This window comes from Enterobacter sp. Res13-Sevr-PEC09-46 (assembly GCF_015672585.1).
Taxonomy (GTDB): domain Bacteria; phylum Pseudomonadota; class Gammaproteobacteria; order Enterobacterales; family Enterobacteriaceae; genus Enterobacter; species Enterobacter hormaechei_C.
On the sequence record NZ_JADABR010000033.1, the window covers coordinates 282835 to 307624 of the forward strand.

General features: G+C 55.0%; 30 protein-coding genes. 16 read left to right on the top strand and 14 right to left on the bottom strand.

Annotation, left to right across the window (positions count from 1 at the left end; all coding sequences use genetic code 11):
• Positions 1–9: 9 nt before the first annotated feature.
• Genes dacB through pmrB form a run of 3 tightly spaced genes read left to right on the top strand, consistent with a single transcriptional unit; the run spans position 10 to position 3148 of the window.
• Positions 10–1443, top strand: a complete 1434-nt coding sequence (gene dacB / locus IMQ56_RS21340) for a serine-type D-Ala-D-Ala carboxypeptidase (protein WP_015571976.1) — start codon at positions 10–12, stop codon at positions 1441–1443.
• 2 nt (positions 1444–1445) lie between these two features.
• Positions 1446–2108, top strand: a complete 663-nt coding sequence (gene pmrA / locus IMQ56_RS21345) for a two-component system response regulator PmrA (RefSeq protein ID WP_015571977.1) — start codon at positions 1446–1448, stop codon at positions 2106–2108.
• Positions 2105–3148, top strand: coding sequence for a two-component system sensor histidine kinase PmrB (gene pmrB / locus IMQ56_RS21350; protein WP_017382733.1), 1044 nt, complete (start codon positions 2105–2107; stop codon positions 3146–3148). The genes pmrA and pmrB overlap by 4 nt, the downstream gene beginning before the upstream one ends.
• Positions 3149–3181: 33 nt before the next feature.
• Here the strand turns inward: pmrB and cgtA are convergent, their stop codons facing one another.
• The 4 genes from cgtA to rplU form a co-directional block, all read right to left on the bottom strand.
• A complete protein-coding gene (gene cgtA / locus IMQ56_RS21355) occupies positions 3182–4357 on the bottom strand; it encodes an Obg family GTPase CgtA (protein ID WP_003861823.1) in 1176 nt (391 codons plus the stop codon).
• 15 nt (positions 4358–4372) lie between these two features.
• Complete coding sequence (locus IMQ56_RS21360; protein WP_196063910.1) at positions 4373–5338, bottom strand: DMT family transporter; 966 nt, start codon at positions 5336–5338, stop codon at positions 4373–4375.
• Positions 5339–5433: 95 nt separating this feature from the next.
• Positions 5434–5691 (bottom strand): 50S ribosomal protein L27, encoded by a 258-nt coding sequence (gene rpmA, locus IMQ56_RS21365; protein ID WP_003861831.1) that lies wholly within the window; start codon positions 5689–5691, stop codon positions 5434–5436.
• Positions 5692–5710: 19 nt separating this feature from the next.
• On the bottom strand, positions 5711–6022 hold the full coding sequence (gene rplU / locus IMQ56_RS21370) for a 50S ribosomal protein L21 (protein WP_003025032.1): 312 nt from the start codon (positions 6020–6022) through the stop codon (positions 5711–5713).
• Between the two features lie 257 nt (positions 6023–6279).
• On the opposite strand from rplU, the gene ispB reads away from it, so the two are divergent.
• Together ispB and sfsB are read left to right on the top strand one after the other, a co-directional pair.
• Entirely contained in the window at positions 6280–7251 is a 972-nt protein-coding gene (gene ispB / locus IMQ56_RS21375; protein ID WP_006812126.1) for an octaprenyl diphosphate synthase, read from the top strand.
• Positions 7252–7480: 229 nt separating this feature from the next.
• Positions 7481–7768 (top strand): DNA-binding transcriptional regulator SfsB, encoded by a 288-nt coding sequence (gene sfsB / locus IMQ56_RS21380; RefSeq protein ID WP_020480545.1) that lies wholly within the window; start codon positions 7481–7483, stop codon positions 7766–7768.
• Between the two features lie 63 nt (positions 7769–7831).
• Here the strand turns inward: sfsB and murA are convergent, their stop codons facing one another.
• The 7 genes from murA to mlaF all read right to left on the bottom strand — a co-directional run bounded on the left by murA (position 7832) and on the right by mlaF (position 12625).
• The gene (murA, locus tag IMQ56_RS21385) at positions 7832–9091 is read right to left on the bottom strand and encodes a UDP-N-acetylglucosamine 1-carboxyvinyltransferase (protein ID WP_006812128.1); all 1260 of its coding nucleotides are present in this window, start codon (positions 9089–9091) and stop codon (positions 7832–7834) included.
• Between the two features lie 50 nt (positions 9092–9141).
• Positions 9142–9396 (bottom strand): BolA family iron metabolism protein IbaG, encoded by a 255-nt coding sequence (gene ibaG / locus IMQ56_RS21390; protein ID WP_003861840.1) that lies wholly within the window; start codon positions 9394–9396, stop codon positions 9142–9144.
• Between the two features lie 126 nt (positions 9397–9522).
• Entirely contained in the window at positions 9523–9816 is a 294-nt protein-coding gene (gene mlaB / locus IMQ56_RS21395) for a lipid asymmetry maintenance protein MlaB (protein ID WP_032649664.1), read from the bottom strand.
• Positions 9816–10451, bottom strand: a complete 636-nt coding sequence (mlaC, locus tag IMQ56_RS21400; RefSeq protein ID WP_006812130.1) for a phospholipid-binding protein MlaC — start codon at positions 10449–10451, stop codon at positions 9816–9818. The genes mlaB and mlaC overlap by 1 nt, the downstream gene beginning before the upstream one ends.
• 18 nt (positions 10452–10469) lie before the next feature.
• Positions 10470–11018, bottom strand: coding sequence for an outer membrane lipid asymmetry maintenance protein MlaD (mlaD, locus tag IMQ56_RS21405; RefSeq protein ID WP_006812131.1), 549 nt, complete (start codon positions 11016–11018; stop codon positions 10470–10472).
• Between the two features lie 4 nt (positions 11019–11022).
• Positions 11023–11805 carry a lipid asymmetry maintenance ABC transporter permease subunit MlaE gene (gene mlaE / locus IMQ56_RS21410; protein ID WP_003861848.1) on the bottom strand — a complete coding sequence of 261 codons (783 nt, stop codon included), beginning with the start codon at positions 11803–11805 and terminating at the stop codon, positions 11023–11025.
• A 7-nt stretch (positions 11806–11812) separates the two neighbouring features.
• Entirely contained in the window at positions 11813–12625 is an 813-nt protein-coding gene (gene mlaF, locus IMQ56_RS21415) for a phospholipid ABC transporter ATP-binding protein MlaF (RefSeq protein ID WP_017382730.1), read from the bottom strand.
• A gap of 227 nt (positions 12626–12852) precedes the next feature.
• On the opposite strand from mlaF, the gene IMQ56_RS21420 reads away from it, so the two are divergent.
• From IMQ56_RS21420 to npr, 11 genes are all read left to right on the top strand, one after another.
• The gene (locus IMQ56_RS21420) at positions 12853–13830 is read left to right on the top strand and encodes a calcium/sodium antiporter (RefSeq protein ID WP_003861852.1); all 978 of its coding nucleotides are present in this window, start codon (positions 12853–12855) and stop codon (positions 13828–13830) included.
• 13 nt (positions 13831–13843) lie between these two features.
• Entirely contained in the window at positions 13844–14830 is a 987-nt protein-coding gene (gene kdsD, locus IMQ56_RS21425; RefSeq protein ID WP_003861853.1) for an arabinose-5-phosphate isomerase KdsD, read from the top strand.
• A gap of 14 nt (positions 14831–14844) precedes the next feature.
• Positions 14845–15411, top strand: coding sequence for a 3-deoxy-manno-octulosonate-8-phosphatase KdsC (gene kdsC, locus IMQ56_RS21430; protein ID WP_017693909.1), 567 nt, complete (start codon positions 14845–14847; stop codon positions 15409–15411).
• The gene (lptC, locus tag IMQ56_RS21435; RefSeq protein WP_015571983.1) at positions 15408–15983 is read left to right on the top strand and encodes an LPS export ABC transporter periplasmic protein LptC; all 576 of its coding nucleotides are present in this window, start codon (positions 15408–15410) and stop codon (positions 15981–15983) included. Before kdsC ends, lptC begins: the two co-directional genes overlap by 4 nt.
• Positions 15952–16506 (top strand): lipopolysaccharide ABC transporter substrate-binding protein LptA, encoded by a 555-nt coding sequence (gene lptA, locus IMQ56_RS21440; protein WP_006812136.1) that lies wholly within the window; start codon positions 15952–15954, stop codon positions 16504–16506. Before lptC ends, lptA begins: the two co-directional genes overlap by 32 nt.
• Before the next feature lie 6 nt (positions 16507–16512).
• On the top strand, positions 16513–17238 hold the full coding sequence (lptB, locus tag IMQ56_RS21445; protein WP_003861862.1) for an LPS export ABC transporter ATP-binding protein: 726 nt from the start codon (positions 16513–16515) through the stop codon (positions 17236–17238).
• Positions 17239–17285: 47 nt separating this feature from the next.
• On the top strand, positions 17286–18719 hold the full coding sequence (gene rpoN, locus IMQ56_RS21450; protein WP_023295498.1) for an RNA polymerase factor sigma-54: 1434 nt from the start codon (positions 17286–17288) through the stop codon (positions 18717–18719).
• Positions 18720–18741: 22 nt separating this feature from the next.
• Entirely contained in the window at positions 18742–19029 is a 288-nt protein-coding gene (gene hpf, locus IMQ56_RS21455) for a ribosome hibernation promoting factor (RefSeq protein WP_003861866.1), read from the top strand.
• Positions 19030–19111: 82 nt separating this feature from the next.
• Positions 19112–19603 carry a PTS IIA-like nitrogen regulatory protein PtsN gene (gene ptsN, locus IMQ56_RS21460; RefSeq protein ID WP_003861869.1) on the top strand — a complete coding sequence of 164 codons (492 nt, stop codon included), beginning with the start codon at positions 19112–19114 and terminating at the stop codon, positions 19601–19603.
• A gap of 45 nt (positions 19604–19648) precedes the next feature.
• The gene (gene rapZ, locus IMQ56_RS21465) at positions 19649–20503 is read left to right on the top strand and encodes an RNase adapter RapZ (RefSeq protein WP_003861870.1); all 855 of its coding nucleotides are present in this window, start codon (positions 19649–19651) and stop codon (positions 20501–20503) included.
• Positions 20500–20772: a PTS phosphocarrier protein NPr gene (npr, locus tag IMQ56_RS21470; RefSeq protein ID WP_003861872.1), complete on the top strand. Its 273-nt coding sequence runs from the start codon at positions 20500–20502 to the stop codon at positions 20770–20772. Before rapZ ends, npr begins: the two co-directional genes overlap by 4 nt.
• Positions 20773–20811: 39 nt before the next feature.
• Here npr and mtgA read toward each other — a convergent pair whose 3' ends face one another.
• The 3 genes from mtgA to arcB all read right to left on the bottom strand — a co-directional run bounded on the left by mtgA (position 20812) and on the right by arcB (position 24753).
• Positions 20812–21537: a monofunctional biosynthetic peptidoglycan transglycosylase gene (gene mtgA, locus IMQ56_RS21475; protein ID WP_015571986.1), complete on the bottom strand. Its 726-nt coding sequence runs from the start codon at positions 21535–21537 to the stop codon at positions 20812–20814.
• Entirely contained in the window at positions 21534–22187 is a 654-nt protein-coding gene (gene elbB / locus IMQ56_RS21480; RefSeq protein WP_015571987.1) for an isoprenoid biosynthesis glyoxalase ElbB, read from the bottom strand. The genes mtgA and elbB overlap by 4 nt, the downstream gene beginning before the upstream one ends.
• Before the next feature lie 232 nt (positions 22188–22419).
• Positions 22420–24753 carry an aerobic respiration two-component sensor histidine kinase ArcB gene (gene arcB, locus IMQ56_RS21485; protein WP_017382727.1) on the bottom strand — a complete coding sequence of 778 codons (2334 nt, stop codon included), beginning with the start codon at positions 24751–24753 and terminating at the stop codon, positions 22420–22422.
• Positions 24754–24790 lie beyond the last annotated feature (37 nt).

A 24790-nucleotide genomic window follows, 5' to 3' on the forward strand; every position in this document is an offset into this window, starting at 1 on the left:
CGCGAGATTATGCGATTTTCCAGTTTTATCATCGGATTGACTACCAGTATAACGTTCACCGTTCAGGCCGCGAATGTTGATGAGTACATTAATCAACTGCCCGCCGGCGCGAACCTTGCCCTGATGGTGCAGAAGGTTGGCGCGCAGGCTCCCGAGATTGACTATCACAGTCAACAGATGGCGCTGCCTGCCAGTACCCAGAAGGTGATCACTGCCCTCGCCGCCCTGCTCCAGCTCGGGCCTGACTTCCGTTTTACTACCACCCTTGAAACCAGAGGTAACGTTGAGGGTGGCGAACTGAAAGGCGATCTTATCGCCCGTTTTGGTGGCGATCCCACCTTTAAGCGCCAGGATGTCCGCAATATGGTGGCGGTACTGAAAAAATCCGGCGTAACAAAAATTGATGGCAACGTGCTGATCGACACCTCCATTTTCGCCAGCCACGATAAAGCGCCTGGCTGGCCGTGGAACGACATGACGCAGTGCTTTAGCGCCCCGCCAGCCGCCGCCATCGTTGACCGTAACTGCTTCTCCGTATCGCTTTACAGCGCGCCAAAACCAAATGACTTAGCTTTTATCCGCGTGGCCTCATACTACCCGGTCACGATGTTCAGCCAGGTGCGGACGCTGGCGAAAGGCTCCCCGGAGGCGCAGTATTGCGAGCTGGACGTGGTACCGGGCGATCTCAATCGCTATACGCTCACCGGCTGCCTGACCCAGCGGTCCGATCCCCTCCCGCTGGCCTTCGCCATTCAGGATGGCGCGGGCTATGCCGGTGCCATTTTTAAAGATGAACTGAAGCAGGCGGGCATAACCTACACCGGAACGCTGCTGCGCCAGACGCAGGTGAATGAGCCAGGCACGGTGATCGCCAGCAAACAGTCCGCGCCACTGCATGATTTGCTTAAGATTATGCTGAAAAAGTCGGATAACATGATTGCCGACACGGTGTTCCGCATGATTGGGCACGCGCGATTTGGTGTGCCGGGCACCTGGCGGGCCGGTTCTGATGCCGTACGTCAGATCCTGCGCCAGCAGGCGGGTATCGATCTGGGCAATACGATCGCCGTTGATGGTTCCGGTTTATCGCGTCATAACCTGATCTCGCCGGCCACCATGATGCAGGTGTTGCAGTACATTGCTCAGCATGACGCTGAGCTAAACTTTATTACGATGCTGCCGCTTGCCGGACACGACGGCTCTCTTCAGTACCGCGCGGGCCTTCACGCTGCGGGCGTGGATGGCAAAGTGTCAGCCAAAACGGGTTCCCTGCAAGGCGTTTACAACCTTGCCGGTTTTATCACTACCGCCAGCGGACAACGCATGGCATTTGTGCAGTATCTTTCCGGCTATGCCGTCGAACCGGCTGACCAGCGCAATCGCCGTATTCCACTGGTGCGTTTCGAAAGCAGGCTCTATAAGGACATCTACCAGAATAACTAGCGATGAAACTACTGATAGTTGAAGACGATCTGTTATTGCAGGAAGGGTTAGCGCTGGCGCTGGGGAATGAAGGCTACGCCCTGGATTGTGCCACCACGGCCGCTGAAGCAGATGCCCTGATCCAGAGCGGTGAATACAGCCTCGTGATACTGGATTTAGGGCTGCCGGATAAAGACGGCGCGACGCTGCTCTGCCAGTGGCGTCGTCGCGGGGTTGAGAATCCCGTCTTGATTCTCACCGCCCGCGATGCCATTGAAGACAGAATTAACGGGCTGGATTCTGGCGCTGACGATTATCTGGTAAAACCCTTCGCCCTTGCCGAGCTACAGGCTCGCGTACGGGCGTTGATCCGCCGCTATCAGGGCCACAGCGACAACCTGCTGACGGACGGAGATATCACCCTCAATCTGCAAACTCAGCAGGTGCTGCGCCAGTCTCAGCCTGTGGAAGTGACGCCAAAAGAGTTCGCTCTGCTGACGCGCCTGATCATGCGCAGCGGGCAGACCGTGCACCGTGAAACGCTGCAACAGGACATCTACTCCTGGCAGGACGATCCGGGATCAAACACGCTTGAAGTTCACATTCATAATCTGCGGCGCAAGCTCGGTAAAGATCGCATCAAAACCGTACGCGGCGTGGGTTACCGTCTGGAGAGCCAGAAATGAACAGTATGCGCCGGCGATTAATGGTGTTGCTGGCGGTTATTCTGCTATTTTTTCAACTCATTAGCGTAGTCTGGCTGTGGCATGAGAGCCGCGAGCAGATCGGTTTTCTGGTGAACGAAACGTTGTCCGCCAAAGCGCGCAACAACCATGTCGAAAAAGAGATCCGCGAAGCCATTGCCTCCCTGCTGGTCCCTTCTCTGGTAATGGTCGGTTTTACCCTGCTCTTCTCATTCTGGGCAGTCACCTGGATCACCCGACCACTCAACAAACTTCGCGCCAGCCTTGCGAATCGTTCGGCGGATAATCTGACTCCCCTGCCGATGTATTCTGATATGGAAGAGATAGGCGCTGTGACCACGTCGCTCAATCAACTCCTCGCCCGGCTGGACCACACTATTCAACAGGAACGCCTGTTTACCGCCGATGCGGCACACGAGTTACGTACGCCGCTTGCGGGGATCAGGCTCCATCTGGAACTGATGGCTCAGTCCGGTTCCCCGCAGGCCACGCCACTGATAAGCCGTATCGATCAGTTGATGCACACGGTAGAACAGCTGCTGATGCTGGCGCGTGCCGGGCAGGCGATGGCCAGCGGCCATTACGATACCGTGAACTGGACAGAGACGATCATTGCTCCGCTCAGCCTGGAGCATGAAGCCAAAGAGCATACGGTAATATGGCCGGCCCACAGCGCGCTGACGGTACAGGGGGACGCCGTCCTGTTACGTCTGATGCTAAGGAACCTTCTGGAGAATGCCGCCCGCTACAGCCCGGCAGGCACAACCATTGAAGTGGCATTAACAGCGACGGAGGGCGGTACCCGGGTGAGCGTTACCGATCAGGGGCCGGGTATTGATGAGGCGCACCGCCAGTCGATCACCGAACCTTTCCGACGTCTCGACCAGCGCTACGGCGGCAGCGGCCTTGGGCTGAGCATCGTACAGCGTATCGTACAGCTCCATCATGGCCATTTAACGCTGGAGAACGGCGCTGAGGGTGGCCTCATCGCCAGCTGTTGGTTACCGGCGAAAATAGGATAAAAAAAAGCCCCGTTAAGGGGCTTTATACAGGGGTTAGTGCTTGTAGATGAACTCGACGCCTTCTTCGTCGTCTTCATCCCAGTCATCGTCCCAGTCTTCATCATCTTCTTCCGCTTCCAGCTCTTCGAGCTGCTGGCGGTGGTAGTCATCCCACATGAATTCGACTTTTTCAGGCTGTTTCGCCTCTTCTGCCTGAACGACCGGATTCTCGATGATAAAGGTCATCACATCCCAGCAGAGATCTTTCACGCCAACCTGGCTGGCGGCAGAGATCAGATAGTACTTATCTTCCCAACCCATCGCTTCGGCAATCGCTTTAGCTTTCGCTTCAGCTTCCGCTTTGTCCATCAGGTCGATCTTGTTGAATACCAGCCAGCGCGGTTTTTGCGCCAGTTTTTCACTGTATTTCTCCAGCTCGCCAATAATGATACGGGCATTTTCAACCGGATCGGAACCGTCGATTGGATCGATGTCGATGAGGTGCAACAGTACGCGACAACGCTCAAGGTGCTTCAGGAAGCGAATACCCAGACCGGCGCCTTCTGCTGCCCCTTCAATCAGACCCGGGATGTCAGCGACCACAAAGCTCTTCTCGTTATCCATACGGACAACGCCCAGGCTCGGCACCAGCGTCGTAAACGGATAATCCGCTACTTTGGGTTTCGCCGCAGAGACCGCACGGATAAACGTCGATTTACCGGCGTTTGGCATACCCAGCATCCCCACATCCGCCAGCAGCATCAGTTCCAGTTGCAGGTCGCGCTTATCACCCGGGGTACCCATGGTTTTCTGACGCGGGGTACGGTTAACGGAAGATTTGAAACGGCTGTTACCCAGACCATGCCAGCCGCCTTTCGCCACCATCAGGCGCTGACCGTGTTTGGTCATATCACCCATGGTTTCGCCCGTGCCCTGATCGATGACACGCGTACCCACCGGCACTTTGATCGTCACGTCTTTACCGCGTTTACCGGTACAGTCGCGGCTCTGGCCGTTCTGGCCACGCTCGGCGCGGAAAGATTTTTCGAAACGGTAGTCGATCAGCGTGTTGAGGTTTTCATCCGCCTCCAGCCACACGTCGCCACCATCCCCACCATCACCGCCGTCAGGACCGCCACGAGGAATATATTTTTCACGGCGGAAGCTTACACAACCGTTACCGCCATCACCTGCCACGACCAGAATCGTCGCTTCATCAACAAACTTCATTTTACTCTCCGTAACTCATTCGCCTGAGCGGGGGACTATTACAACCGCTTCATTTTTGCGCCAACGCCCCCAGAGACGATGACCAATGGCGGAATACATCGCGCCCGCAACCACGACAAACGCACCGAGATAACCCAACAGGTTGAGCATCGGCTTGACGAAGACATCGGGCCAGGCCATTGATAACAAATCTGAAAATAACAGCGTAAACAGCGGGGTAAGCGTGATTAAGGCGCTCACCTGTGCTGCCTGCCAGCGCGCCATGGCTTCAGCCAGAGCGCCATAACCGACCAGCGTATTCAGCCCACAAAAAATGAGGCACGCCAGTTGCCAGTCGCTGAGCTGGGTAATTACACCCGGCTTCGCTAAAGGCAATAATGCCAGTGTACACAAAGTGTACAGCAAAAAGAGGATCTGCTGTGAGGCAAGACGGCGCAATAACACCTTTTGCGCGACGCCATAACTCACCCAGACCGTTGCTGCACCCACCCCAAAAATGACACCCCAGGTGTAATCCGTCAGGCGGGTAAAAATCTCAATCAGGCTGGTGTTAAAGAACATCACCAGCCCGCAAAGCAGCATGCTTGCCCCGATGATCTGCGTGCCGCGCATCTTCTCCTTGAGGATGAATACGCTGGCGACCATCATGCCGACCGGTGAAAGCTGACCAATCACCTGCGACGCTGTAGGGCTAAGATATTGCAGGGAAGAGCTGAACAGAATGAAGTTACCGAACAGACCGCCCGTCGCGATAGCCAGTAACACCAGCCAACGCGGTTTTCGGAAGATGCGCAGCGGTGGCAGCTTACCTTTGACGGCCAGAATGGCGCCCAGGCCTATGCCTGCCATCAGGAAGCGATAAAACACCACCGTCGGTGGCTCCATGACTTCCAGTACCTGCTTCATTGCAATTGGCAGCGCACCCCAGCACATTGCGGTAGTGAGCGCCAAAAGAATACCCATGCCGGCCTGCTGCTTCATGCCCGTTTTCCCTACAGAAAATTTTCCGGGTTTCCAATGTAAAAAGCCCCGCAACACGTTGCGGGGCTTTAATCCGTTACCGGACCGAGAAAACCTTACTCAGCAACGATGCTGATGTATTTACGGTTGTTCGGGCCTTTAACTTCAAATTTCACTTTACCGTCTGCTTTAGCAAACAGAGTGTGGTCACGACCGCAACCTACGTTGGTACCCGCGTGGAACTTGGTGCCACGCTGACGAACGATGATGCTACCCGCCAGAACGGATTCGCCACCGAAACGCTTAACGCCCAGGCGTTTAGCTTCTGAATCGCGACCGTTACGTGTGGAGCCGCCAGCCTTTTTATGTGCCATTTAAATCTCTCCTCAGGTCTTAGGCGCTGATGCCAGTAATTTTCACATCAGTGAACCACTGACGGTGGCCCTGCTGCTTACGATAGTGTTTACGACGACGAAACTTAACGATTTTAACTTTCTCGCCACGACCGTGAGCAACAACTTCAGCTTTGATAACGCCGCCATCAACGAAAGGAACGCCGATTTTGACTTCTTCACCGTTTGCGATCATCAGAACTTCAGCGAACTCAACAGATTCGCCAGTTGCGATGTCCAGCTTTTCCAGGCGAACGGTCTGACCTTCGCTTACTCGGTGTTGTTTACCACCACTTTGGAAAACCGCGTACATATAAACTCCGCTTCCGCGCACATCCTCGTATGATTCAGAGTGCGCTATAAATATTCACAATAGGGCGCGAATATTACGCAAAACGCGAGCCTTTGACAAGTGCTACCATCAATACATGAAGAAAAAAAACACAACACGTACGGTAACGTTTATCTGAGCCGTTTTTTCAGTACAATCAGCAATACTATTTATAAACCGAAACCCTTTGTGTACCCATCTCGTGTGGGATAAACAGGATAAAAAGCCCGGCTTTTGCGATGAATTTAGAAAAAATCAATGAGTTAACCGCGCAAGATATGGCGGGTGTGAATGCAGCAATCCTGGAGCAACTCAACTCTGACGTTCAGCTGATCAATCAGTTGGGCTATTATATCGTCAGCGGCGGCGGTAAACGTATTCGTCCGATGATTGCCATTCTGGCTGCGCGCGCGGTTGGCTATCAGGGAAATGCCCACGTCACGATCGCGGCGCTGATCGAATTTATCCACACCGCCACCCTGCTTCACGACGATGTTGTGGATGAATCAGACATGCGTCGTGGAAAAGCCACCGCCAACGCCGCGTTTGGTAATGCGGCAAGCGTTCTGGTAGGCGATTTTATCTATACCCGCGCCTTCCAGATGATGACCAGCCTTGGCTCGCTGAAGGTGCTGGAAGTGATGTCAGAAGCCGTGAACGTTATCGCTGAAGGTGAAGTCCTACAGCTGATGAACGTCAACGACCCGGACATCACCGAAGAAAACTATATGCGGGTGATTTATAGCAAGACCGCACGTCTGTTCGAAGCCGCCGCGCAATGCTCCGGCATTCTGGCAGGCTGTAGCGAAGCTCAGGAAAAGGGCCTTCAGGACTATGGCCGTTACCTCGGCACCGCGTTCCAGCTGATTGATGATTTGCTGGACTACAGCGCGGATGGCGAAACGCTCGGTAAAAACGTCGGCGATGACCTGAACGAAGGCAAGCCAACGCTGCCGCTGCTCCACGCGATGCGCAATGGCACACCAGAGCAGGCGAAAATGATCCGGGAGGCTATCGAGCAGGGAAATGGACGCCATCTTCTGGAACCGGTACTGGAAACAATGGCTATCTGCGGCTCCCTGGAATGGACGCGTCAGCGCGCTGAAGAAGAAGCGGACAAAGCCATCGCCGCCATTCAGGTCATTCCCGACAGCCCATGGCGTGATGCGCTAATCGGCCTCGCGCACATCGCCGTCCAGCGCGATCGATAATCCCCTCCTCATCTCCCTGCGCCCACGCAGGGAGATTCCAGTACACACCAATAAATTACATTTCCGCGTAAGCCCATCGGGTTACAGGCCGCATGTATAAAGCCGTGCCTTATTCTGAATATTGCTTCTCGTAACATGAACTTTTTAGAACACATGTTCGAAGTGAGTATAGTAATGCTGTCTTTTCACACGAAACGACGTGGACGATAACGAACACAAGGACAGCATTATGGATACAAAATTCATCGACTGGCATTCTGCTGACATTATTGCGGCACTGCGTAAAAAAGGAACATCGCTGGCTGCCGAATCACGTCGTCATGGGCTAAGCTCGTCGACGCTGGCAAACGCCCTGACCCGCCCATGGCCGAAGGGGGAACTGATTATCGCGACGGCGCTGGATACGCATCCGTGGGTGATATGGCCGTCACGCTACCACGATCCTATTACCCATGAATTTATCGACAGAACGCGCATGATGCGCCAGGGCAAAACGAAGAAAGCACATCAGGACTGATGCACCAGGATTGACAGGAACAGCAATCCCCCGGCCTGTTATGGCAGGGGGGTGCCGGAACGATTACTCGCCCTTCACACGCTCGATATTTGCACCCAGCGCGCGCAGTTTGTCCTCAATACGCTCGTATCCACGATCGATGTGGTAGATACGATCGACAACGGTAGTCCCTTCCGCAATACAACCTGCCAATACGAGGCTCGCAGACGCGCGCAGATCGGTCGCCATCACCTGCGCACCGGACAGTTTTTCAACGCCGTGGCAAATTACCGTGTTGCTTTCAATCTCAGCATGCGCACCCATACGGATCAGTTCCGGTACGTGCATGAAACGGTTTTCGAAGATAGTTTCCGTGATGAAGCCCGTGCCTTCGGCCACCAGGTTCAACAGCGTGAACTGTGCCTGCATATCCGTCGGGAATGCCGGATGTGGCGCAGTACGCACGTTAACGGCTTTAGGACGCTGCCCGTGCATATCGAGGCTGATCCAGTCTTCACCGATTTCGATATCCGCACCCGCATCGCGCAGTTTCGCCAGCACCGCATCCAGGGTATCCGGCTGGGCGTTACGGCAGACAATCTTACCGCCAGAAATGGCCGCGGCCACCAGGAAGGTACCGGTTTCGATACGATCTGGCAGTACGCGATACACACCACCACCCAGACGTTCAACGCCTTCGATGGTGATACGGTCTGTGCCCTGCCCGCTGATCTTCGCCCCCAGCGCGACCAGGAAGTTCGCGGTATCCACGATCTCCGGCTCACGGGCGGCGTTTTCGATGATGGTAGTGCCTTCTGCCAGCGTAGCAGCCGACATGATGGTGACCGTTGCGCCCACGCTCACTTTGTCCATGACAATGTGCGCGCCTTTCAGACGACCATTGACGGACGCTTTAACGTAACCCTCTTCCAGCTTGATCTCCGCGCCGAGTTTTTCCAGGCCGAAGATATGCAGGTCAACGGGACGCGCGCCGATAGCGCATCCGCCCGGCAGTGAAACCTGTCCCTGACCGAAACGCGCCACCAGCGGACCAAGCGCCCAGATGGAAGCACGCATGGTTTTCACCAGCTCATACGGCGCTGAGAAGTTGTTCACGTTGCTGGCATCGATCCAGACGGAACCGTTACGCTCCACTTTGGTGCCCAACTGGCCGAGCAACTTCATGGTCGTGTCGATATCTTTCAGCTTCGGTACGTTCTGGATCTCTACCGGCTCTTCTGCGAGCAGCGCAGCGAAAAGAATGGGCAGCGCGGCGTTTTTAGCGCCAGAAATTGTGACTTCGCCCTGGAGACGCGTGGGTCCCTGTACACGAAATTTATCCATCGTTTGCTCTCTTATAAATTCAACCGTGCTGCGGGCGTTTCGCCCTCAGCTCAAAAACCGTTTAGTTTGCGATCGCGTGCCCACTCCTGTGGGGTGAACGCTTTAATCGACAGGGCGTGGATGCGGTTATCCGCAATGTATTCCATCAGCGGCGCGTACACAGCCTGCTGTTTCTTCACGCGACTCATTCCGTCGAACATCTCACCCACAGCAATAACCTGGAAGTGACTGCCATCGCCAGAGACGTGGGCTTCCTGAAGGGAGAGTGCATTCATCAGCACAGTCTGGATTTCATTATTTTCCATGGGGTCTACATCATCTGATAGTGAAAACAAGCTCAACATCTTAGAGCAAAGTGGCGCGGTCTTAAACAAGCAAAAAGCCCCGACGCGTAAACTGTCGGGGCTTTCAGAAGTAACGTACTGAAAAAATTAGCGAGGTAATACGTCTTCGGGCAAATTGTAAAGCTGTGCAAGGGTAATCACGTTATCGCTTACCCCCGTCAGGGTAACGCCACTCCCCTGCTTTTTGCCCGTGGCCACCAGGTGCGCCAGCAGGGCGATACCGGCGGTATCTACCCGCGTAACGCCATGGAGATCAATCAGCGTCACGCCCTGCATCGCGTTATGGCGAGCGTCCCACAGCGGGTTAAGCAGATCCTGATCCAGCTCTCCCGTCAGCGTCAACGTCTCGCCGTCACGCGCCCAGCTAAGCTGCTGTGACATTACTTCTTCTCGTCCAGGGTAATTTTCTGACGAGAGATGGACTGAAGCTGAGCCGTCAGGCCATCGATGCCTTTAGTGCGCAGCAGATCGCTCCACTCGTTCTGTTTAGTGGTGATCATGCTGACGCCTTCAGCGATCATGTCGTACGCCTGCCAGTTTCCGGTCTGGCTGTTTTTACGCCACTGGAAGTCCAGACGAACCGGTGGACGACCGTTTGGATCGATAATCGTCACGCGAATAGGAATGATAGTGGCATCGCCCAGCGGCTGTTCAGGGGCAATCTGATAGGTCTGCCCGTGGTACATCGCCAGCGCCTGGCCGTAAGCCTGTTTCAGGTATTCACGGAACGCCGCAAAGTAAGCCTCGCGCTGTGCCGGGGTCGCGTCTTTGTAGTAACGGCCCAGCACCAGTGCGCCCGCATACTTGATCTGCACATACGGCAGCAGTTCCTGATCCACCACATCACGCAGATAATCAGGGTTAGAACGGATTTTTGGCTGTTCGTTTTTAAGACGGTCGAAGGTTTTCTTCGCGGCCTCATCCATCAGTTTGTACGGGTTACTCTGATCCGCAGCGTGCGCCGCGGTAAGAGGGGCAATGACCAGCATGGCAACCATTAACAGTCGTTTAAACATGAATGACTTCTCCTGAAATTAATTCGTCGCGCCTGGCGTCGGTTCGACGTTGGTGTGGTCTTCACTCTGCGCAGGGGCATCGTCAGACTTTTTATCATCCCCTTTACTGTTGTAAAGGAACTGACCAATCATATCTTCCAGCACCATCGCTGACTTGGTATCCTGGATTACGCTACCGTCTTTAAGGATAGTCGTTCCCAGCTCAGGATCTTCAAAACCAACGTTAAGGGCCAGATATTGCTCCCCCAGCAGGCCAGAGGTGCGGATAGAAAGCGAGCTGGTGTCCGGAATGTGGTTATAGCGCTCTTCGATATCCATCGCGACGCGCGGCAGATAGGTTTTCTCATCAAGCGTAATGTCAGCGACACGTCCGATAACGACGCCACCAATACGCACCGGTGAGCGCGCTTTCAGGCCGCCGATGTTATCGAAAGTCGCGTAGACACGATACGTCGGCTCGGCGCGAACAGAGGTGATGTCCGCCGCTCGCAGGCAGATGAACAGCGCGGCCAGCAGCGCCAGAAGCAGAAACACGCCAACCCAAATTTCATTTTTTCTCGTTTGCATGAACTCAATTCCCAAACATCAGTGCGGTGAGCACAAAATCCAGACCTAAAACGGCCAGCGACGAATGTACGACAGTACGCGTCGTTGCACGGCTAATGCCCGCCGACGTCGGAATGGCATCGTAACCATTAAACAACGCAATCCAGGTAACCGTCACAGCGAAAACCACGCTCTTGATCAGACAGTTCACCAGATCCATCCGCAGATCGATGGCGTCCTGCATGGCAGACCAGAAGAATCCGGCATCAATGCCTTTCCAGTTAACGCCAACCAGCGCGCCTCCCCAGATACCTACCGCCACAAAGAGGATAGTCAGTAACGGCAAGGAGATAACCCCGGCCCAGAAGCGCGGCGAGATTACCCGGCGCAGCGGATCGACTGCCATCATCTCCATACTGGAGAGCTGCTCGGTGGCGCGCATCAGGCCAATTTCCGCCGTCAACGCTGACCCGGCACGCCCGGCGAACAGCAGCGCGGCAACCACCGGCCCGAGTTCACGCAGCAGCGAGAGCGCCACCAGCATGCCAAGGCTGGTTTCCGCGCTGTAGGTTGTCAGCACCAGATACCCCTGCAACCCCAGCACCATGCCAATAAACAGACCCGACACGATGATGATAAGCATCGACAGCACGCCGACGTTATAAAGCTGCCGTACCAGTAACGGCGCATGCTTGCGGAACTCCGGTTTGCCGACCAGCGCGTTGAACAACATTAATCCGGCACGCCCGAACGTACTGATGGTTTTTAGGCCACGGTGTCCAAGACCCGCCAACGCATTTAACAGCATGAGTGGCTTAACTCCCTATTCCGAGTAAATCGTCATGATAGTCGCCCGCCGGATAGCGGAAAGGCACCGGCCCATCTGCGATACCGTCCAGGAACTGTCGCACGCGCGGATCGCCATTCTCCTGCAACGCCTGCGCACTGCCGTGGGCGACGATCTTTTTGTCAGCCACAATATAGGCGTAATCAGCGATACTCAGCACTTCCGGCACGTCGTGGGAAACCACCACGCAGGTGACGCCAAGGGCGCTGTTCAGCTCCGAAATTAACTTCACCAGCACGCCCATGGTGATGGGGTCCTGCCCGACGAACGGTTCATCGAACATGATTAAATCGGGTTCCAGGGCAATAGCACGCGCCAGCGCGGCGCGGCGCGCCATCCCACCCGAGAGTTCGGACGGCATGAGTTTCGCAGCCCCCCGCAGCCCCACGGCTTCAAGCTTCATCATCACCGTACTGTGCAACAGCTCAGGAGGAAGATGGGTGTGCTCACGCAACGGATAGGCCACGTTGTCAAAAACGTTCATATCCGTGAACAGCGCGCCCGACTGAAAGAGCATGCTCATCCGTTTGCGAACCGTGTAGAGGCGCGAGCGAGACATCGCCGGGACATTTTCGCCGTCGAAGAGAATTTCGCCGCTGTCAGGGGGGATTTGCCCGCCGATAAGACGCAGCAACGTGGTTTTACCGATCCCTGACGGCCCCATGATGGCGGTGATTTTACCGCGCGGCACGGTCAGCGAAATATCATCAAATATTAACCGGTTGCCGCGAGAAAAACTGACGCCCCGGACATCGACTATATTCGCCATCGTTTGGCTCATTTATGGTTCCTTACTTACCTTGCTTCACGGCTGGCATGAAGCGTAAATCAGCCCTAAACCCCGCATTTTTACAGAATATTCACTATTGGGGTTAGCGAAAGCTGGCATTTGTTTTACTTTTCCGGCGCATAAAGTCAAAATTAGGAATTCGTTACGTCTCAGACTTCATCTGGCGCCAACATTCGTGCGCAGTGGACCAGCGAGTATACCTGAAGAAAGGACTTTTGATGCTTTTAGCAACAGCACTGTTAATAATTGGTTTACTGTTGGTGGTCTACAGTGCTGACCGTTTGGTCTTTGCCGCATCCATTCTCTGTCGACTCATTGGCATGCCGCCCATCATTATCGGCATGACGGTGGTCAGTGTAGGCACATCGCTTCCTGAAATCATCGTTTCTGTTTCAGCCTCGCTGCATGGGCAGGTCGACCTCGCTATCGGCACCGCGATTGGCTCTAACATCGTCAATATCTTACTGATTTTAGGCTTAGCCGCATTACTGCATCCATTTCGCGTGCATTCTGATGTTTTGCGCCGGGAATTGCCGTTAATGTTAGTCGTCAGTCTGCTGGCAGGCTACGTACTTTATGACGGGGTGCTGAGCGTCGGTGACGGTATATTCCTGCTCGCCCTGGCCGTGATCTGGTTGCTTTACAGCGTGAAGATCGCACGTCTGGCGGAAAAACAGGGTAACGATAGCCTCACGCGTGAGCATCTCGCCGAGCTGCCCCGGGAAGGGACCTTACCCGTCGCCCTGCTGTGGCTGGGCGTCGCGCTGATCATCATGCCAATGGCCACGCGGATGGTGGTCGATAACGCGACGGTGCTGGCGAACGCGTTTGCGATGAGCGAACTGACAATCGGTCTGACGGTAATCGCCATCGGCACCAGCCTGCCAGAGCTGGCCACCGCCATCGCCGGGGCGCGTAAAGGGGAAGATGATATCGCCATCGGCAATATCATCGGCTCGAATATTTTCAATATCGCAATCGTGACAGGGCTGCCGGCGCTAATCTCGCCGGGGCCGTTTAACCCTATGGTTTTCACGCGCGATTACGGTGTGATGCTGCTGGTCAGCGTGATTTTCGCCCTGCTCTGCTGGCGGCGAAAAGAGCAGATCGGCAAAGGCGCAGGCGCGCTGCTGACGGGTGGATTTATCGTATGGCTGGCGATGCTGTACTGGCTTTCGCCTCTTCTCTCTGGGTAAACGGAAACGCATTATGTCGCAAATAGAATTGCAGCCGGGTTTTGACTTTCAGAAAGCAGGCAAAGACGTTCTGGAGATTGAACGTGAAGGTCTGGCGCAGTTAGATCAGTACATTAATCAGGATTTTAGTCTGGCCTGTGAGAAGATGTTCTACTGTGCCGGCAAAGTCGTGGTGATGGGGATGGGCAAATCCGGCCATATCGGACGCAAAATGGCGGCGACCTTTGCCAGTACCGGCACGTCGTCATTCTTCGTTCATCCCGGTGAAGCCGCGCACGGTGACCTCGGCATGGTTACGCCGCAGGACGTGGTTATTGCGCTGTCCAACTCCGGGGAATCGAATGAAATCCTGGCGTTGATCCCGGTACTGAAGCGTCTGCACGTACCGCTGATTTGCATGACCAGCCGACCGGAAAGCAGCATGGCGCGTGCGGCGGATATTCACCTGTGCGTGAAAGTGCCTAAAGAAGCCTGTCCGCTGGGGCTGGCGCCGACCTCCAGCACAACCGCCGCGCTGGTGATGGGCGATGCCCTTGCCGTTGCGCTGCTGGAAGCCCGCGGTTTTACGCCTGAAGATTTTGCCCTGTCTCATCCCGGCGGCGCGCTCGGGCGCAAACTGCTGCTGCGGGTTAACGATATTATGCACACCGGAGATGAGATCCCGCACGTGAGCAAAGAGGCCTCTTTGCGCGACGCGTTACTGGAGATCACCCGTAAAAACCTGGGCATGACGGTTATCTGCGACGATCTGATGAAGATTCAGGGCATTTTCACCGACGGCGACCTGCGCCGGGTATTCGATATGGGTGTGGATGTCCGAACGCTGGGCATTGCTGATGTGATGACGCCAGGCGGGATCCGCGTCCGTCCGGGCACGCTGGCGGTAGATGTGCTGAACCTGATGCAGTCCCGTCATATTACCTCAGTGATGGTTGCCGATGGCGACCAACTGCTGGGTGTGGTACATATGCATGATCTGCTGCGCGCTGGCGTAGTGTAATGAAGGATAAGACAATGAGTAATGCGGGTGCATCCCTTGCAACCTGTTATGGCCCGGTGAGCGCCCACATGATGGCAAAGGCGGAAAATATCCGCCTGCTGATCCTCGATGTGGATGGTGTGCTCTCCGACGGTCTGATTTATATGGGCAATAACGGCGAAGAGCTGAAAGCCTTTAACGTTCGCGACGGTTACGGTATCCGCTGTGCGCTCACGTCCGGAATTGAAGTTGCAATCATCACCGGGCGGAAAGCTAAACTGGTAGAAGATCGGTGTGAAACGCTGGGCATTACCCATCTCTATCAGGGGCAGTCTGATAAGATGGTAGCTTTCCGGGATCTGCTGGGAAAACTGGCCATTGCACCAGAGAATGTGGCATACGTCGGGGATGATTTGATCGACTGGCCAGTGATGGCGGAGGTGGGTCTGAGCATCGCCGTGGCTGACGCGCACCCGCTGCTGATCCCGCGTGCTGATTACGTTACCCATATTCACGGTGGCCGCGGCGCCGTCCGTGAAGTCTGCGATCTGCTTCTGCTGTCGCAGGGCAAGCTTGATGAGGCGAAAGGGCAATCGATATGAGTAAAACCAGACGTTGGGTTATCATTCTGCTTGCGCTTGTCGCCCTGGTACTGATTGGCGTCAACCTCGCTGACCGCGATGATACGCAAGCGGAAGTGGTTAACACGAGCGACCCGACCTATAAAAGCGATCACAGCGACACCGTGGTCTATAGCCCGGAAGGCGCGCTGAACTATCGCCTCGTTGCTCAGCATGTAGAATATTTTTCAGATGACGGTACCTCGTGGTTTACCCAACCGGTCATGACCACCTTTGATACGGACAAAGTGCCGACGTGGTCTATCAAGTCTGACCGGGCAAAACTGACAAATGACCGTATGCTTTACCTGTATGGTCACGTTGAAGTCAACGCCCTGACCGCTGACGCGCAACTGCGAAAAATTACGACGGATAACGCCCAGATCAACCTGGTCACCCAGGATGTCACGTCGCAGGATCTAGTCACCCTGTATGGCACAACATTTAATTCCAGCGGTTTAAGAATGCGCGGGAACTTACGCAGCAAAAACGCCGAGCTGATTGAAAAGGTTAGAACCTCCTATGAAATTCAAAACAAACAAACTCAGCCTTAAAGTTGTTATCGCCAGCGCGCTGCTGGCGGCCAGTCTTCCCGCGCTTGCTGTGACTGGCGACACCGAACAGCCGATTCATATTGAATCCGATACCCAGTCTCTGGATATGCAGGGTAACGTCGTCACCTTTACCGGCAACGTCGTCATGACCCAGGGCACCATTAAAATCAACGCCGACAAAGTGGTCGTTACCCGTCCGGGCGGCGAGCAGGGCAAAGAGATTATCGATGGTTATGGCAACCCGGCCACCTTCTACCAGATGCAGGACAACGGCAAGCCGGTGAAAGGCCATGCCTCGCATATGCACTATGAACTGGCGAAGGATCTGGTCATCCTGACCGGTAATGCTTACCTGGAACAGCTGGACAGCAATATCAAAGGCGACAAGATCACCTATCTGGTGAAAGAGCAGAAAATGCAGGCCTCCAGTGAAAAAGGCAAACGCGTCACGACCGTGCTTGTGCCTTCGCAGTTGCAGGACAAGAACAACGGTCAGGCTCCGGCACAGAAAAAGAGTAACTAATTCGTTATGGCAACTTTAACTGCAAAAAACCTCGCGAAAGCGTATAAGGGCCGCCGCGTCGTCGAAGATGTCAGTCTGACCGTCAACTCCGGCGAAATCGTGGGTTTGCTTGGCCCTAACGGGGCGGGTAAAACCACGACCTTCTACATGGTGGTGGGCATCGTCCCGCGTGACGCCGGCAACATCATCATCGATGATGAAGATATCAGCCTGCTGCCGCTTCATGCCCGCGCGCGTCGTGGCATCGGCTATTTGCCGCAGGAAGCGTCTATTTTCCGCCGCTTAAGCGTGTTCGACAACCTGATGGCCGTGCTCCAGATCCGTGACGATCTGACCAGCGAGCAGCGCACTGACCGTGCGAACGAGCTGATGGAAGAGTTTCATATCGAACATCTGCGTGACAGCCTCGGTCAGGCGCTGTCCGGTGGTGAACGCCGCCGCGTTGAGATTGCGCGCGCACTGGCAGCAAACCCGAAATTCATCCTGCTGGATGAACCGTTTGCGGGCGTTGACCCCATCTCCGTTATCGATATCAAACGTATTATTGAGCACCTGCGCGACAGCGGGCTTGGCGTACTGATCACGGACCACAACGTTCGTGAAACGCTGGCCGTGTGTGAGCGCGCCTACATAGTGAGCCAGGGCCATCTGATTGCCCACGGTACGCCGCAGCAAATCCTCGAAGATGAGCATGTTAAGCGCGTGTACCTTGGGGAAGACTTCAGACTCTGATAGGGTAGAGGTTAAGTCACGCCGAACCGGAGAAAAACGCTCTGAACATGAAGCAAGGTTTGCAATTACGGCTCAGCCAGCAACTGGCCATGACGCCGCAGCTACAGCAGGCAATCCGTCTGTTGCAGCTGTCCACGTTAGAACTCCAGCAGGAGCTCCAGCAGGCGCTGGACAGCAATCCGCTGCTGGAGCAAACCGATCTTCATGACGAGGTAGACGCCCAGCAGACGCAGGACACAGAAACGCTCGACTCCGTAGATGCGCTCGAACAGAAAGAGATGCCGGACGAACTGCCGCTGGATGCCAGCTGGGATGAAATCTACACCGCGGGTACCCCTTCCGGGACGCGCGCAGACTACCAGGACGATGAACTTCCGGTCTACCAGGGCGAAACCACCCAGTCGCTTCAGGACTACCTGATGTGGCAGGTAGAGCTGACCCCTTTCTCCGATACCGATCGCGCCATTGCCACCTCGATTGTCGATGCCGTTGACGACACGGGCTATTTGACCGTGACGCTGGACGAGATTCTGGAAAGCATCGGCAATGACGAGATTGAACTGGAAGAGATTGAAGCCGTCCTGAAACGCGTTCAGCGCTTCGACCCGATTGGCGTCGCCGCGAAAGATCTGCGCGACTGCCTTCTGATCCAGCTTTCGCAGTTTGCCAAAGAGACACCGTGGATTGACGAAGCCCGGCTCATCATCAGCGATCATCTGGATCTGCTGGCGAATCATGACTTCCGCACCCTGATGCGCGTCACGCGCCTGAAAGAAGAGGTGCTGAAGGAAGCGGTGAATCTGATCCAGTCGCTCGATCCGCGTCCGGGGCAGTCGATCCAGACCAGCGAACCGGAATATGTCATCCCCGATGTGCTGGTGAGAAAACACAATGGCCGGTGGGTCGTTGAACTGAACGCCGACAGCATTCCTCGCCTGCAAATCAACCAGCAATACGCCTCCATGTGCACCAGCGCCCGTAACGACGCTGATAATCAATACATTCGCAGCAACCTTCAGGAAGCACGCTGGTTGATCAAGAGCCTGGAGAGCCGTAATGACACGCTGCTGCGCGTCAGCCGCTGTATTGTCGAACAGCAGCAGGCGTTCTTTGAGCAGGGCGAAGAGTTTATGAAACCGATGGTGCTGGCGGACATCGCCCAGGCCGTCGAGATGCATGAATCAACAATTTCCCGCGTGACCACGCAGAAATATCTGCACAGCCCACGCGGTATTTTTGAGCTTAAGTATTTCTTCTCCAGCCACGTGAACACCGAAGGCGGCGGCGAGGCCTCGTCAACGGCTATTCGCGCACTGGTGAAGAAGTTGATCGCCGCGGAGAACCCCGCGAAGCCACTCAGTGACAGTAAGTTAACCACCATGCTGTCCGATCAGGGTATTATGGTGGCACGTCGTACTGTCGCGAAGTATCGAGAGTCTTTATCCATTCCGCCGTCTAACCAGCGTAAACAACTGGTTTGACACAACCGATAAGGAAGACACTATGCAGCTCAATATCACCGGACATAACGTCGAGATTACTGAGGCTTTACGCGATTTTGTAAACACTAAGTTTGCGAAACTCGAGCAGTATTTCGAGAGGATCAACCAGGTCTATGTTGTGTTGAAAGTGGAGAAAGTGACGCATATCTCGGATGCGACCCTGCACGTCAACGGAGGGGAACTCCATGCCAGTGCGGAAGGGCAAGACATGTACGCGGCTATCGACGGCTTGATTGATAAGCTTGCGAGACAGCTCAATAAACATAAAGATAAACTGAAACAACACTAATTGTCCGGGCAGTTAACGGGTGCAGGACGGCCTGTTGTGAAACACAACAGGCCATTTGTACAGTTAGCGCTTAGGTGAAATTATGATAAACAACGATTCCGCTCTTCAACTGAGCAATGTCCTTAACCAGGATTGTACCCGCAGTGGCGTTCACTGCCAGAGCAAAAAACGTGCGCTGGAAATCATCAGTGAGCTGGCCGCAAAACAGCTGGGTCTGCCGCCGCAGATCGTGTTTGAAGCCATTCTGACCCGTGAAAAAATGGGCAGTACCGGCATCGGCAATGGCATTGCGATCCCGCATGGCAAGCTGGAAGAAGATACGCTGCGTGCCGTGGGGGTGTTTGTGCAACTGGAAACGCCTATCGCTTTTGACGCCATCGATAACCAGCCTGTGGATCTGCTTTTCGCGCTGCTGGTTCCTGCCGATCAGACCAAAACCCACCTGCACACGCTGTCGCTGGTTGCCAAACGTCTGGCGGATAAAACCATTTGTCGTCGACTGCGCTCAGCCCAAAGTGATGAAGAGCTTTATCAAATTATCACTGAAGCAGAAGGCAATCAGGATGAGGCATAATCGGGAAAGGGCCTTCAGAACGGCTGCCCTGAGGAGAAACGGAACATGGTGCTGATGATCGTCAGCGGTCGTTCGGGGTCCGGGAAGTCCGTGGCCCTGCGCGCGCTGGAAGACATGGGATTTTACTGTGTAGATAACCTGCCGGTAGTGTTGTTACCCGATCTGGCGCGGACGCTGGCGGACAGGCAAATCTCTGCCGCCGTCAGTATCGACGTGCGTAACATGCCGGAATCGCCGGAAATCTTCGAGCAGGCAATGAACAGCCTGCCGGAATGCTTCTCGCCTCAGCTCTTGTTCCTGGACGCTGACCGCAACACGCTGATCCGTCGCTACAGCGATACACGTCGTTTGCATCCGCTCTCCAGTAAAAATCTTTCGCTGGAAAGCGCCATCGATAAAGAGAGCGATCTGCTTGAGCCGCTGCGTTCCCGGGCCGACCTGATTGTCGACACCTCCGAAATGTCCGTCCACGAGCTGGCGGAAATGCTGCGTACGCGCTTACTCGGCAAGCGCGAGCGCGAACTGACGATGGTGTTTGAATCCTTCGGCTTTAAGCACGGCATACCTATCGATGCGGATTACGTTTTTGATGTGCGTTTCCTGCCGAACCCACACTGGGATCCGAAACTGCGTCCGATGACCGGTCTGGATAAGCCGGTGGCGGCGTTCCTCGACAGACACACAGAAGTACACAATTTTATCTACCAGACGCGAAGCTACCTTGAGCTATGGTTACCTATGCTGGAAACAAACAATCGCAGCTACCTGACGGTGGCGATTGGCTGTACCGGCGGTAAACATCGTTCGGTCTACATTGCCGAACAGCTGGCCGATTACTTCCGCTCACGCGGGAAGAACGTTCAGTCCCGCCATCGCACGCTGGAAAAACGCAAAACATGACCGTAAAACAGACCGTCGAAATCACCAACAAGCTGGGCATGCATGCGCGCCCGGCGATGAAGCTGTTTGAACTGATGCAGGGTTTTGATGCTGAGGTGCTGCTGCGCAACGACGAGGGAACCGAGGCAGAAGCCAACAGCGTGATTGCGCTACTGATGCTGGATTCTGCCAAAGGCCGTCAGATTGAAGTTGAAGCCACCGGCCCGCAGGAAGAAGAAGCGCTGGCGGCAGTGATTGCCCTGTTCAACGCCGGGTTTGACGAAGACTAACGTTCGCCATGTCGGCGGGTAGCGCTGCGCTTACCCGCCCTACCTAAGATTATTTCGCTCCATAAACCCTTCCCCACCCAGCTGACGCATCTGGCGCATAATCCACGCCTGGCGGCTTCGCACGTAGCCTGACGGGGCGCTGGCCTTAAAACGCAGCGGGTTCGGCAGCACGGCGGCAAGCAGTGCCGCTTCGGACATAGTCAGCCTGCTGGCGGGCTTGCCAAAATAGCGCTGCGATGCCGCTTCGACACCAAATACGCCGTCACCAAATTCCGCGATATTCAGGTAGACGGTTAAAATGCGTTTTTTGCTCCACACCGTCTCGACCCCCAGCGTCAGCCCGGCCTCCAGCCCTTTTCTCACCCAGCTGCGACCGTCCCATAAGAACAGGTTTTTTACCGTCTGCTGAGAAAGCGTTGACGCGCCGCGGACGCGGTTTTCATGACGTTCATTATGATCCAGCGCCTTCTCGATAGCCGCCACGTCAAAACCCCAGTGCTCCGGGAATTTCTGATCTTCTGCCGCAATGACCGCCAGCCCCATCCACGGGGAGATGGCATCCATGCTGACCCAGTCAGAATGGGCAACATAGCCAAAATCCCCAGAGAGCCAGGCGCTAATCTGCCGCTCTGCCATCACGGCCGAGAACGGGACGGGCAGGATGCTGAACAGCGCAATACCGCCGCCCCAGAACACAGCCAGGACCAGCACAATACGCAGCAGGATCCGTTTTAACCACCCGCCGGGGGAGAATTTACGACTCATTCGGTCAGGACCAGCACTCTGTCCACCAGCTTTTCAATGCCTGCGGCAGCCTCGGCGATGTTCTGCGCCAGCATATACGCTGGCGTGGTGATGATCTTGTTGTCCTCGTCCACCACAATGTCGTCTACCGGACATGGCACGTGTTCACCGCCCATATCCTCGACAATCTCAGCGGTATCAATGTCGGTTCCGATCGTGAGCCGCAGCGGGAAATCAAAAATTTTCGGCAGCATGGCCGGCGCAATGCAGATAAAGCCCTGCGGCTTACCTGCCGCATGCATCGCCAGCGATAGCGCTTTCAAATCGGGATCGACATGACACGCCGTGCCTTCCGTTGCAAACGTGCTCAGGTTTTTCGCCGCGCCAAAACCGCCCGGCACGATGAGCGCATCAAGCTCAGCGGCATCGGCCTGTGCCAGCGGGTGAATATCGCCGCGCACAATACGCGCCGCTTCAATCAGCACGTTACGGCTTTCCGCCATTGGCTCGCCGGTGAGATGATTAATCACGTCTGCCTGGGTTTTATCCGGGGCGAAGCAGATAACGTCTGCCCCCTGGCGCGATAATGCCAGCAGCGTTAATACGGTTTCATGTATCTCTGAACCATCGTAAACACCACATCCGCTCAGCACGACACCAATCTTTTTCATTCTGACGATCCTTCTATGCAACTCGCTGAAGCACATTAAAAATTCTGATTAAAACGCTATGCTTCACACATTTCACTGATTCATGTAACAAACTGTTTAAGATTTGCTATCTTATCTGCGTGCGGCCTCAATTTTCAGGCGGCGTCCATGCGAAAACAACCCATAAAAATCAGGCGCAGCCACGATTTCCCTGGTGTTGGCGCAGTATTCGCGCACCCCGGTATAGCCGGGGTCATTTTTTTCTGGCATCCACCCAGGCTTTCAGCACTGCCACATCGTTTTGCCACTCTTGTTTCATCTCTTCGACCCAATCACCTACGTTATCTTCCCAGGCAGGTAAATCAGGAGACTGAATCTGTTGGCCCAGCTGCTGGAGATGGCGTAACCCGACAGATCCTGCCGCGCCTTTGATTTTATGCCCCTCTTCGACGATGCCCTTCTGGTCACGCGCCGTCAGGTTGGATTCGAGCACGTTCAGATAGCCCGGCATCATTTTTTCGAACACGGCGAGGCCATCGGTGATCAGTTTTGGTCCCACCAGATCGATATACTGCTCCAGCATGGCGGTATCCAGTATCGTTTGGGCTTTAGCGCTATCAACAGACGTCATGGTGCTCTCCTCTTCATCACAGGTATCCCAGAACTTCTTGATCATCGCCGTCAGGGCGGGTACCGCCAGCGGCTTGCTGAGCACATCGTCCATACCGGCCTCGAGATACTCTTTTTTATCTTTCAACACGTTTGCGGTCAACGCCACCAGCGGCGGCAGCTCGTCAGGAGCATATTTGCGCGTCAGCTCGCGGGAGATATCCAGCCCGGTCATGTCCGGTAGCTGAATATCGAGCAGCACCAGGTCATACTCGCCCGGCGTGAACATCTCCAGCGCGGCTTTCCCGGTCATCGCCACATCCACGCTGTTACCGAGTTTTTCCAGTACCGACCGGGCGACAATGACGTTCAGCTCAATATCTTCCACCAGCAGGACGTGCAGGGCTGGCAGCGGCATATCGTCGTTCTCAAACGTATCTTCCACCTCTTCCGCCACGGCAGGCGCGTGGACGGTAAGCGTAAAGGTGGAGCCTTTACCCGGCTGGCTGGCAACGGTGATATCCCCGCCCATACTTTTCGCCAGACGTTTCGACACCGCCAGTCCAATGCCCGTACCGGTCGCCGGTTTACCGCCGTGGCTGTCTTTAACCTGATAATACATGGCGAAGATCTTATCCTGCTCCTCCTGAGGAATGCCGATACCCGAGTCCTCAACTTCAAAGTGCAGCATGTCGCCTTCGTCATAGCGAATGCGCACCGCAACCTGCCCCTTCTGGGTAAACTTCACGGCGTTGCTGATGAGGTTCCACAGGATCTGCCGCAGACGTGTGCCGTCCGTCACCACTTTATGCGGCAACGGCAGCGTTGGCTCCATCACAAAGCTCAACCCTTTTTGCTGAGCCTGTAAACCTGACAGGTTTTCCAGGTCCGCGAGGAAACCGGTAAAATCAACCGGCTGGTTGTCGAGCTGAACTTTACGGCGTTCCATCTTATCCATGTCGATAATATCATTGAAGATATTGCCCAGCGTGACCGCCGAGACGTGGATCGTTTTCAGGTATTTTTCCTGCTCGCTGGTCAGCTCGGTATCCAGCAGAATGCGGCTCAGCCCCACAATGCCATTCAGCGGGGTGCGCAGTTCATGGCTGATGGTGGAGATGAAGGTGGTTTTATCCCGGCTGGCGCGCTCCAGCGCATCCTGATAGCGCTTACGCTCGGTGATATCGCGGCCAAAGCCCATCAGACCATGACGTTTCCCCACCCGGTCGTAATAAGGCACTTTGCGGATCTCAAAGCAGGCTTTGCGCCCGTCAGGATAGTCCAGCCACTGCTCATAGGTCAGCGAAACGTTATGGCGGAAGACCTTTTCATCCGTCTCCATCACTTTTGCTGCCGCCTCTTCGGAATAGACATCCTGAGGTTTCAGGTGGATCAGCTGCTTTTCGCTTTTCCCGGTCAACAGTTCCATGGCCCGGTTACAGCCGGAGAACTCTTTATCTTCATTACGGTAGAACACCAGATCCGGCGACGCATCGAGGAACGAGCGCAGGAAAGAGGATTGCTGTTCAAGCTGGATCTGCGTCACTTCACGCTCTTTCATCTCAACTTTTAGCTGCTCAAGCGTGGTCTGACGCTCGGCTTCCGCCTTCTCACGGTCTGAAATTTCCTGATTCAGCTGGGCAATGTTGTCCTTGAGCTGGACGTTGAGTTTGAGATCGCGCTCGCGCATCTCTTCCAGCTTATCCACCAGTTTCGATAAACGCTGTCGGGACTCTTCCAGTTGCTCAACCACCACGGAGAGAAAATAGACCGCCCATGGGGTAATCAGCAGGCCAAAGAAAATAGAGCGGATCACGTCGATGCTCTCGACCTGACCATGCAGAACCATGGTCACGGCCATTTGCACGACGATGGCCAGAACGACCAGCGCCAGCGCCAGCAGCATGGAAAAACGCACCAGCCCGAGCTTCATCATCAGGTCGACGTAGTACTGGGCCAGCATTCGAATTTGCTTCATAGAGGATCCCTTCACGACTTTATCGCTCAATAATACT